The sequence below is a fragment of the Mesorhizobium salmacidum (SeqCode) genome, from assembly GCF_037179605.1.
Lineage (GTDB): Bacteria > Pseudomonadota > Alphaproteobacteria > Rhizobiales > Rhizobiaceae > Mesorhizobium > Mesorhizobium salmacidum.
Window position 1 is genome coordinate 181,423 of sequence record NZ_JAPYKS010000002.1, and the last position, 10,203, is coordinate 191,625.

A 10,203-nucleotide genomic window follows, 5' to 3' on the forward strand; every position below is an offset into this window, starting at 1 on the left:
AATTCGAGGGGCCAGTCGCCCCTCGTATTCGTCAAGCTGTGGGTCACGCCTGATCGAGCCAAACCTTGCCGAAGTCGTGCTCGTAGGTGGGGTGCATCGAGTGGTTCTTCACCTCGGGCTTGATGTTGATGTAGAGCTTGCGCCAGTAAGGCTGGATGATGATGCCGGACTCCTGCAGCATCGTCTCGATGTCCTTCATCACGACTTTGCGCTTCTCCGCATCGGCGATGCCGAGGGCCTCGTTGACCTTCTTGTCGAAGTCCGGATTGGCATAGGCCGTCTCGTTCCAGGCTTCGCCGGAGCGGTAGGCGATGGCGATGACCTGGATGCCAAGCGGACGCATGTTCCAGTTGGTTTCCGAGAACGGGTATTTCGTCCAGTCGTTCCAGAAGGTCGAGCTCGGCAGCACGGTGCGCTTCACCTTGATGCCGGCCTCGCGCAGCTGGGCCGCGATCGCGTCGGTGGTGTTCTTGTGGTAGTCCTCGTCATTGCTGATCAGCTCGTGCTCGAAATCGATCACGCCGGCTTCCGTCAGCATCTGCTTGGCCTTGGCCATGTCGCGCTTGATCTTCGGCAGTTCGACATATTCCGGATGGATCGGCGCGACATGGTGGTTTTCGGCCGGCGTGCCGGCATTGCCATAGCCGAGCTGCAGCACGACCGAATTATCGACGGCGAGGCACATCGCCTGGCGCACCTTCTGGTCGCCATAGGGCTTGGCATTGATGTTGAAGCGAGAGACCACGGTGGCCGCGGTCACGACTTCCGAAGCCGGCGCACCGACACCTTCGATGATCTTGACGTAATCGGCCGTGGTTTCGTGGTTGGTCTGCACTTCGCCCGATTCGAAGGCCGAGACCGTCGCGGCCGGATCGGTGCCGTAGTCGATGAACTCGACGCCATCGAGGAAGGCTTCGCCCTGCCACCACTTGCCGGTCGTGCGGCGCTTGTAGACCACCTTCTGGCCGACATCATAGGAGACGAGCTCGAACGGACCGGTGCCGATCGGGCAGTTCTTGAAGTTGGCGCCCTTCTCGTCGAAGGTCTTGTGGACGACGAGGCCGGGATAGTCGCACAGGTTCGGGATGATGGCGATGTCGGGCTTCGAGAGCTTCAACTTGACGGTCATGTCGTCGACCTTGACGATCGCCCCTTCGCGCAACTTCTTGGTTGTCTCATCGACGAGACTGCCAAGGCGTCCCGGCATCGAGTTGCCTTCCGCTGATTTGTCGGCCCAGCGGGTGAAATTGTAGATCACGTCATCGGCGGTGAACTTGTCGCCATTGTTCCATTCAACGCCAGGCCGCACATGCAGCGTGTATTCGGTGGCGTCGTCGTTGATGTCCCAGCTTGCCAGCAGATATGGCGCGAAGGTGTATTCTTTGGTGTATTTCACCAGCGGCTCGAGCGCCTGGCGCTCGGCGTTGGAAATCTCGGACCAGTCTGCTGTACGCGGATCCTTGGGATCCTTGACGGACATGGCGACCTTCAGCACGCCGCCCTTCTTGCCCTGGACGTCCTCGGCCTTGGCCGGGGTCGGAGCGGCAAGGCCGAGCAGCCCGTAGGCCATGGCCGTCGAGGCGCCGAAGACGCTGGCGAGCGCGAGGAATTCGCGGCGGTCGACCTTGCCCGACTTGGCTTCTTCGGCCATCGCCAGGATGTGATCCGGAACGCTGTCGCCATTGCTCTTATAGATTGTCATGACTAACTCCCATTGTTGGCTTTCCGCCGATTAACATTCCGCATCCAGGCCATGATGTCAAAGACGACATGGATTGGGAACATGTTAGCGAATGTGCAACTTTGAAAGGGGGGCAGTTCGCGTGATAGCGACAGTCTTGGCGCAAAATTGCTAGTGCGCCCAGATTTCGCCAAAATCTCTTCGGGCGATTAAACTGAGACATTCGCACCGGTTACGACAGCGCCAGTTGCGGCCAGAACGAGGGCCAGATCGTCAATATTCCTTCTCGTAGAATATTCCGCCCTTGGCTTCGCCGGCGTCCGTCGCCTCGCCGCGCAATTTGACGCCACGCCCGACATTGAGGTCGATGGTCGCCTTGCCGGAACCCGGCTTGTCGCCCTTCTGGATGGTTACATAGGTGCGGTCGTTGAGATATTTGCCGGCCGAGACCGCCGTGCCCCCCTTATCGTCGGTGATGACGTCGAGATCGTCGACACCGATGGCGCCGCGCAGATTCTCCAGCAGCGACGTCGAGCCGCCGACACCGGCCAGTTGCCCGGCCGCTTCTGCCAGTTGCGCGATCTGCAGCGGCGACAGGTTCGACATCGACCGCCCGAAGATCAGTTGCGCCAGCACTTCATCCTCCGGCAGCGCCGGCACTGAACTGAAGGTGAATTTTGGATTGGTCGCCTCGCCCGACACCACGATGGTGACGGTTGCGCCGGTCGTGGTCGTCGTCGCCGTCAGGTTGAGGTAAGGCACCAGTGAGCCGGAGAATCCGACCGTGCCTTCGGTGAAGGTCAGCCGCTTGCCAAGGATCGACAGCCGGCCACGCAGCAAGGTGAAGGTGCCGACGGCTTGCGGCGACGAGGCCGGGCCGGTCAGTTTGAGCGAGCCGCCGAGTTCGGCGTCGACACCCCTGCCCTGGATGAAAATCTGGTTCGGCGCATTGACAGTGACGTCGAGCGCAAGGCCGCTGCCACTGCTCTTGCCGCTGGTCGTCGCCGGGCGCAGCGCCTTGTCCTGTGCCCTGACCGCACCCGGCGCGTTCTTGTGCTTGACGTCGAGTGCCGAGAGCGAGCCCGGCAATTTGTCCGGAACCGTGATGACGGTCTTGGCCAGGTTGACGGTGCCGGCGATGGCCGGTGCCGAAGTCAGCGGCCCCTTGATCGTCAGGTCGCCGCCCAGGTTTGCGGTCACCACGCGTCCATCCGTGTAGCGGCCATCGGTGAGCTTGATCGACAGGTCGGCCGGGAACCCTTGCGCCGGATTGATGCCAACCGTACCGCTGGCCGAAAGGCTGCCGCGCGTCGACAGCGTTCCGGTCAACCGGTTGATCCTGGCAACGCCGTTGCCTATCGAGACGTCCGCCGCGATATCGTTGACCGCAAGGCCCGAGCGTGCGTCGACCAGCCGCGCGCCCGAGGTTTTGACGCTGCCGCCGATCACGGGCGATGTCGCCGGACCGCGCACCTGAATATTGACGTTGGCGTTGCCGGTCAGCGCCAGGCCCTGCGCGGCAAGCTTCTCGCCGAGGAGGCCGAATGGCACGGCACCGTTGAAATCGAGCGCCAGCGCGGGCGTGCCCGCCGTCGTCACCGTGCCGCCGCCCTTGAGGCCAAGCCCGGCTCCGTCGCTGATATTGGCGTCGAAGGTCAGCTTGTTGCCAGCAAAGGTACCCGACGAGGAAACACTCACCGCGCCGACGCCCGCGCCGCGGGTCTGCGATGTCTGCACGCCGGCCGCGTCGATGTTGAAGGCAACGGCGGGGCTCGCCGGTGCGCCCGTCACCTTCACCGTGCCGGAGATGGAACCCGCGGCATCGAGACCGGGCGAAAAACTGTTGGCGAGCGACATCGGCACGCGCGCCAGGACCGCATTGATGTCGAGCGCCTGTCCGACCTTGCCGGTCACCGTCGCGGTGCCGCCGCCAAGGTTGAGCACCAGCCTGTCAAGCGTCGTCGTGCCATTGGCGATGCTGACGGTCGAGGCCTGGGCGATGGCCGCCTTGATGCCCTGGACCGTCGCCTGCCCCGAAGCGAGCTCGATCGTAGTGGTGCCGCCGGCCACCTTCACGCGGCCGGCGGCCCTCGCCGGAATGCCCTTGACCGTGGCGCCACCGGAGAAGCCGGTCCAGTCGCCGTCGCGCTTCAAATCGACATCGATGCCGCTGATCACGGTGCCGCCCGATGTGACGGTGTCGGCGTGGATCTTGCCGGAGATGACTGGCGCGGCGAGATAGTTGGCGATCAGCGCATCGATGGAAACGGTCTTTGCCTGGAGGTCGCCACGCGTGATGGAGGCGGAAGCCGCCTTGATGGCGACCTGGGGCGCCGCGCCATTCCTGGAGAAGGCGATCGTGCCGCGCACATCGCCCTCTGCCTTTTCAAGGGCCAGCGCGGCGAGCGGGCCGATATCGGGCAGGTCGAGTGAGATGGTGCCTTCAGGTACGAACTTGTCGTCCAGCGCCAGATCGCCTGAAATCCTGTTCTTGCCAAGCGAGAGGAGCAGGCCGTTGATGGCGCTCTTGCCGTCCGCCGTCGCCAGCACGGCACTCCCCTGCAGCGCCTGGCCGGCGACAATGCCGGTGAGCTGCACATTGGCTGCAGGGTTGGCGGCATCGGCCTTGCCGGTCGCCGTGAGCTTCAATCCGATGATCTCGCGCGATGCCACCGAGAGCTTGTCGCTGTTGACGGTAAGCGACAGGTCCGGCGCCATGGCCGGCCCTTGCGCACTCAGCGCAAAAGCGATGGCGCCCTTGGCATCCTTCGACAATGGCGAGATGTCGCTCAGCGTTCCCCTGATGTCGGCGGTCACCTTGTTGTCGGCAAGGTTTGCCTGGCCGTCGGCACTCAGCGCGCCCGAAGTGAGCTTCAATCCGCCTATGTTGAGATTGCCGTTGGGCTCGCGCTTCAGCGTGGCGCTCATCTGGGCGCGGTCGCCAAGCATGCCGCGTGCCGCCGCCGGCAGGGCCGACGATGGCGCATCCGCCTTCAGGTTGAGATCGATGGCACCGTCACGCAGCGATACCTGGCCGGCGACCTGGCTGCTGAGCGCATCGCTTTTCAGCGTGCCGCTGTCGATGGCGACGGCGTCGGCGCTCAGCCGGGCGCTGAGCGCCGCCGTGACCTTGCCTGCGATGAGCGGCGCGATCGTTGCATTGTCGAGCCCAACCTTGTCCACCGACACCGTTCCGGAAACCGGCCCGGCGCGGTTCCTGAGATCGAATGCGTCCGAGTGCAGCGTCAGGGTAAGTCCGTCCACCTTCGCCGGGCTGGTGACGACCGAAGGCACGATCGCGGAAAAGTCCAGCCGGGCATGCGTGCTTTCGCCCGCAATTTTGGCCGACACTGATCGGACCTCGAGCTTGACTGGGCTCTCGATACTTCCGACCGTCAGCGGCAGGCTGGGGCCGGACGAGGTCAGATCGATCGCGAAATCGCTGGCCCCGTTCGGGTTGATGGTGCCGGCGGCCTGGCCGGAGACCTTCTCGCCGGAGAGGGTGGCACGGTCGAGGGCGACGCCGCCGGCAATGGTGTAGCTGCCGACCGCATCGACGGCGAGTGGTCCGAGCCCTGCCTGCCGGGTCTGGCTGGTCTCGGCGCCGGCCAGTTTCGCGTTGAACCGGATGTCGGGAGCTGCCGGGGCGCCGCTCACTTCAGCGATACCATCAAGCGTTCCCGTAGCATCCAGGCCTGGCAAAAACGCATTGGCAAGCGTGGCAGGCAAAGCGGAGACCTGTGCCGCCAGATCGAGCGTCTCGCCGGCGCTGCCCGAAAGCGCCACTTTGCCGCCGTCAATATCGAGCGCCAGCTTGTCGATGTTGGCCGTGCCGTCCGCGATGGTCAGAGCCGACGGTTCGGCAATCGCCGCCTTGATCCCGCGAATAGTGGCGTCGCCCGAGGCAATCTCGACGCTGGTGGTGCCCCCGGCGATCTTCACCCGGCCGGCAGCGGTCGCCGGAATGCCCGCGATCGTGGCGCCGCCGGTGAAATCGGTCCAGTCGCCGTCGCGCTTGAGATCGACGCCGATGCCGCTGATTTCTGTGCTTCCCGAAGTGACCGCATCGGCCTTGATGGTGCCCGAGATCGCCGGCGCCTTGAGATAATTGGCGATCAGCGCATTGATGGCGATCGCTTTGGCCGTCACCTCGCCACGCGCGACCGACGTGCTCTTGGCATCGATGGCAATGGAGGGTGCGTCGCCGTCCTTGGCGAAGAGGATGGTGCCGTTGATGTCGCCGGTCACCGCCTGGCCGGCCAGCGCGGCCAATTGGTCGATTGCCGGCGCGGCGAGCGTCAGCGTTCCCAAGGGCATGAACTTGTCGTCGAGCGCCAGGTCGCCCGAGACCTTGTTGTCGCCCAGCGAGACCAGGAAGCCGTTGATCGAACGCTTGCCCTCGCTGGTCACCAGGGCCGCCTTGATGTCGAGCGGCTGGTCGTTGACGGCACCGGTCAGCGAGACATTGGCGGAAGGGTTCGTTATGTCGGCCTTGCCGCTGGCAGTCAGCTTGATGGCCTTCACCGTGCGGCCCGAAGCGGTCAGGCTGTCGCTGTCGGCGCTAACAGTGAAATCCGGCGCGGTGATCGCGCCGGATGCCGACAGTGCGAAATCGACCCCGCCGGTAACCGGTACGCCGACCGTCGGCGACAACACTGAAACGTCACCCAATTTGCCCTTGATGTCGGCCTGGATATCCGTGCCTTGCATGCTGGCCGTACCGCTGGCGCTGAGCGATCCCGAAGTGAGTTCGATCGAGTTCGCGGCGAAAGAGCCCTGCGGATCGCGCGATGCCGTGGCCGAGAATTTCACCCGCCCGCCGAGCACCGAGGCGATCTGCTGCGGGAACGCGGTCGCCACGGCATCGGCGTTCATTTTGAGCTGCATCGACATGTCGGCGAGCGCTACCGTCGCCGTCAGCGACGCATTGAGCGCATCGGAGCGCAGCGTACCCTGGTCGATGGCAACAATGGCGTCCTTGCTGATTGAACCGGCCAGATCGACATTGACCTTGCCGGTGACCAGCGGCGCCAACGTCGCGACGTCGGTTTTCAGGCCGCCAGCCTCCAGCTTGACGGCAACCGGGCCGGCGCGGTTCTGGATATCGAAACCATCGGAATGGATTTGCGCCGCCAGATCGTCCAGCCGCGTGCCGCCGACGACGATCGAAACGAAGGAGGCGCCAATGTCGACGATCGGCGCCTTGCCGTCGCCGAAGGCCCGCGCGGTGGCGTTCTTGATCGCGAGCGTGATCGGCTGCGCCTTGCTGCCGACGCTGATCACCACGGGCGGGCCCTTGGCGGCGAGTTCGACCGACAGGTCGCTGGCGCCGGCGGGATCGGCTATGCCGGAGGCGGTGCCGTGCACCGCATCGCTCTCGATGCTGGCCCGGTCGATGCTGATGCCGCCAGCCGATGTGGCGGTACCCGCGATATCGAAGCTGGTCTTGCCGGCAAACAGCGACTTCAGGTTTTCCGGCAGGAAGCGCGCAAAATCGCCGTCGCCCTTTGCCTCGACATGATTGCCCTTGTCGGTGAGCTGATGGCGGCCGGTGAGCTGGGTGACGATCCGATGGTCGACGAGGAAGGTACCGACACCACTCCAGTTGGCAAGCGGCCCGCTGCCCAAAACCGCGATATCGACCGGTGGCGCATCCGGTAGCTTGAGCAGATTGGCAATGATGCCGCCGGCCGGCTCCGACGCCTTGAGGTCGAGGTCCAGCTTGTTGTCGGCGGGTGCGAAATGGATCTTGGCATCGACATTGCCCTGTTTACCGTCGTGGCGGGTGACGTTGAGCACCGTCTGGACCGCCAGTGGCGCGGCATCGGCCTTGAGCATTCCCTTGGCTGCGAGCTCGGCGATGCCGCTGCCGGCCAGCTGCTCGCCAAGCGCGATTTCCGGCAGGTCGATCTGCTTGATGTCGATGGAGACCGGCAGCGTCGTCGTGCCGCTTTGCGCCGGCGGCCGCGTACCGGCCACCGGCAGGCGTGCCAGTTCGATGCGCTCGGCCGCGATGCGATCGGCGCTGAAGCTTTTCGACAGCAGCGCCGTCGGCGACCAGTCGACGGCTACCTTGCGCGCCACCAGCCAGGCGCCCTCGCGGTCCTCCAGCACGACATGGTCGACGCTGAGATTACCCGACCAGATGCCGTCGATACCGCTGACGGTAACCTTGCGATCATCGCTTGAGGCCAGCCGCGAAATGATGCCGGCGAGGTTGTCGCGCCCGCGCTCGGTCTTGGTCAGCACGACGAGCGCGCCGATCGCACCCGCGAGCACGATCAGCAGCGTGTAGAGGACAATGCGAAGGATGCGCCAGACCGTTTTCATCGTCAGAACGCCTGGCCAATGCCGGCATAGATGCCGAAATGCGGGTCGCCGGGATCACGGTTGAGCGGCACGGCCGCGTCAATGCGCAACGGTCCGAACGGCGTGACGTAGCGAAGACCGACGCCGGCACCGACTTTGACGTCGGAGAAATTGGGAACCGACTTGGTCGACACCGTACCGGCATCGACGAAGGGCACGATGCCGATCGTGTCGGTGACGGCGATGCGCATCTCCACCGAGGTCTCGAAGAACGACAGGCCGCCGATCGGCTGGCCGGTGAAATCCTTGGGACCGATGCCCTGATAGGCATAGCCGCGCACCGAGCCGCCACCGCCGGAATAAAAGCGCCGGTCGGCCGGGACGCTCTGCAGCCCGGTACCGACGATCGAGCCGATGGCGACACGCTCGGCAAGCACGAATTTCGAGGCCGTGTCCAGCGACTGATAGGCCGATCCCTCGCCCTTCAGCTTGAGGAAGGCGGCACCACTCAATATGTCGTAGCTCGGCTCGGCATAGGCGAGCACCCTGAAGCCCCTGGTCGGATTCAGCCTGCTGTCCCTGTTGTCATAGACATATTGCAGCGGAATGCTGGCGATCAGGTAGGTGTGCTTGCCGAAAGCGTCGTGGATGCGCGAATAATCGAGCGCGACCTCGGCCGATACGGTCTGCCTCTTGTCGAGTTCGTAGGACAGGCCGGTGCTGCCCTTGACCGAGAAATGGTCGTATGCGTCCGGATGCTCGAGCACGGTCTTCACGCTGGCGAAGAATTTCGACGCCGGCCCGATGACGCCGGGTTTCTCGAACATGATGCCGGCATTGTAGTTCAGTTCGGACAGATTGTTGCTGCCGATGCCGCTGATGGCGCCGTCGATGCGCAGCTTTTCGGCACGGCCAAACAGGTTGCGATGGCCCCAGTACCCCTCCAGGCCAAGCCCCTCGGTGTTCGAGAAGGTGCCGCCGAGCCCGAAGAAGCGCGGTTTGCGCTCGCTGACCTGGACGTCGATCGGGATGTTGCCTTCGGCGTCGAGCTTGTCGGCTTCCTTGAACGTCACGCTGTTGAAGACCTCGAGCGCCAGCAGCCTGTCGCGCGCGTCGCTGATCTCCTGCGGCGAGTACTGCTTGCCGCGCTTCAGCCCGGTCATGTATTCGGTGAAGTCGCGGTCGACCTTCTCGGTGCCTTCCACGGTGGTCGCGCCATAGCCGGCGACCGGCCCGGCTGCGACCGTCAGCGTCACGTCGAGTGTCGAGGTGGCATGGTCGGCGACGATCTGCCGGTCGGTCACCTTGGCCAGCGGCCTGCCCTGCTCCTTCAGCGTCCGCACGATCAGCGCCTCGGCCTTCAGCACCGCGCCCGATCCGGCGTCGCCACCAGCTATCAGCCCATAGTCGGCGCTCATCAGGCCCGCAGCATCGCCCTCCAGCCTGATATTGCCAAGAGTGAATTTGGGGCCGGCGGCGACAGTGATCGCCACCGGAATGGGCTGCGGACCCTTGAATTCGGCGTCCGGCGGCAGTTCGTCGAGCGGCTTGCCGTCGATGGTGATGGTGACGACGCCTTCATAACGGGCATCGGCATAAAGTGCGGCGACCAGCTGTTCACGGTCGCTGCGCGCCTTGGCCATCAGCCCGAGCGAGCCCGAAACCGGCCGGTCCTCATCGCCTTTCAGAGCCGAGGCGTTTTCGAGCTTCTTGACGAGGTCCTTGTCGGCATCGGGTGCGGAGATGGTCACCGCGTAACGCAGGGGATCGGCAATATCGGCGTCCTCGTCGCTGGAGGATCCCCACAGCTTGATGCCGAAAAGCTCGAACGCGGCCGCGTGCCTCGCTTCGCAAAGCAGCGCCGACGAACACAGCATGGCCAAAAGCAGGGCGCGCGGAAGCACGCGCCCTGGCGCGGTCCCTCCTGACATCTGCTCTTCATGCGCCGGCATTAAGATAACCTAGTTCGTAAACCTAAAATTGGAATGAAGTTCTGAAGCGCTCGTAAAGGGGCCACAATCCAATTGTCTGAAATAGGACGGGCTTGGAATTCACACCTTCTGCGTTTCCGCAAGAATGCGTGATCCCCTGTCCTATGGAGGTTACTGTCCGCATACCGGTCCTTGGCCGGAAAATAAACCGTTGGCAGGCGGCACCTGCCGCGTTCGCGCGTTGACAAGCCTGACTGAAGCTTGATCATGCCCGGACGTCTG

At 64.1% G+C, this 10,203-nt stretch carries 3 protein-coding genes; all 3 read right to left on the reverse strand.

What is annotated here, in order from left to right:
* Positions 1–43: 43 nt before the first annotated feature.
* The 3 genes from O7A60_RS03485 to O7A60_RS03495 all read right to left on the reverse strand — a co-directional run bounded on the left by O7A60_RS03485 (position 44) and on the right by O7A60_RS03495 (position 9,942).
* Positions 44–1,702: an ABC transporter substrate-binding protein gene (locus O7A60_RS03485; protein ID WP_027141575.1), complete on the reverse strand. Its 1,659-nt coding sequence runs from the start codon at positions 1,700–1,702 to the stop codon at positions 44–46.
* 252 nt (positions 1,703–1,954) lie between these two features.
* The gene (locus O7A60_RS03490; RefSeq protein ID WP_337105034.1) at positions 1,955–8,011 is read right to left on the reverse strand and encodes a translocation/assembly module TamB domain-containing protein; all 6,057 of its coding nucleotides are present in this window, start codon (positions 8,009–8,011) and stop codon (positions 1,955–1,957) included.
* A 2-nt stretch (positions 8,012–8,013) separates the two neighbouring features.
* Positions 8,014–9,942, reverse strand: coding sequence for an autotransporter assembly complex protein TamA (locus O7A60_RS03495; RefSeq protein ID WP_337105035.1), 1,929 nt, complete (start codon positions 9,940–9,942; stop codon positions 8,014–8,016).
* Positions 9,943–10,203: the final 261 nt, after the last annotated feature.

Excerpts from the sequence above, each read along its gene's own strand:
- O7A60_RS03495 (WP_337105035.1), bottom strand. The coding sequence starts at position 9,942 with ATGCCGGCGCATGAAGAGCAGATGTCAGGAGGGACCGCGCCAGGGCGC.
- O7A60_RS03485 (WP_027141575.1), bottom strand. The coding sequence starts at position 1,702 with ATGACAATCTATAAGAGCAATGGCGACAGCGTTCCGGATCACATCCTG.
- O7A60_RS03490 (WP_337105034.1), bottom strand. The coding sequence starts at position 8,011 with ATGAAAACGGTCTGGCGCATCCTTCGCATTGTCCTCTACACGCTGCTG.